Annotated in this window: 1 pseudogene; it reads right to left on the bottom strand. The window is 69.5% G+C overall.

Features of this window, described 5'->3' with window-relative positions:
• Positions 1–88 precede the first annotated feature (88 nt).
• A pseudogene (locus tag DVK01_RS21415) lies at positions 89–446 on the bottom strand (DUF835 domain-containing protein); the annotation flags it as partial.

Below are 446 nucleotides of genomic sequence, written 5' to 3'. Positions count from 1 at the left end.
GACGTGCGCCCGGGCGAACTCGCCGCTGGTCGACCTCGCGGTGACGCACCTGTCGTGAGAAGGCTCGCCGGCCGCCTCCGGAACCCGCTCAGATTCGAAGCGGCGTCCACGACCGCGGGCCGTCGTCGAGGCCGCGGACCCGGAACTCGGGGTCGCCGTCGGTGTCGCGCGTCTCGACGAAGCCGTCGAACGGCTGTTTGAGGAGCGCGAGTTCGCGCTCGTCGACGAAGCCGGTGTCGAGCGTGAAGACGCCCGAAAAGCCCGCCGCCGAGATGCGACCCGTGATGACGTGAAGGAACTGAAACAGCCGCTTGAGGTCGACGTACATCACGAGCGTCGAGAGGACGTGGAGGCCGACGCGGGCCGCCCGACTCGCCTCGTAGTGCTGTCGGAGCGACTCCGTCAGGTGGATGCCGATGCCGGTCAGGTCGCCGGGGCTGGAGACG

Origin of the sequence: Haloarcula sp. Atlit-120R (assembly GCF_003665885.1) — an archaeon.
In the GTDB taxonomy this organism is placed as follows: domain Archaea; phylum Halobacteriota; class Halobacteria; order Halobacteriales; family Haloarculaceae; genus Haloarcula; species Haloarcula taiwanensis.
The sequence above is the reverse complement of the archived record's forward strand: the minus strand, read 5'-3'. Positions and strand labels throughout refer to the sequence as shown.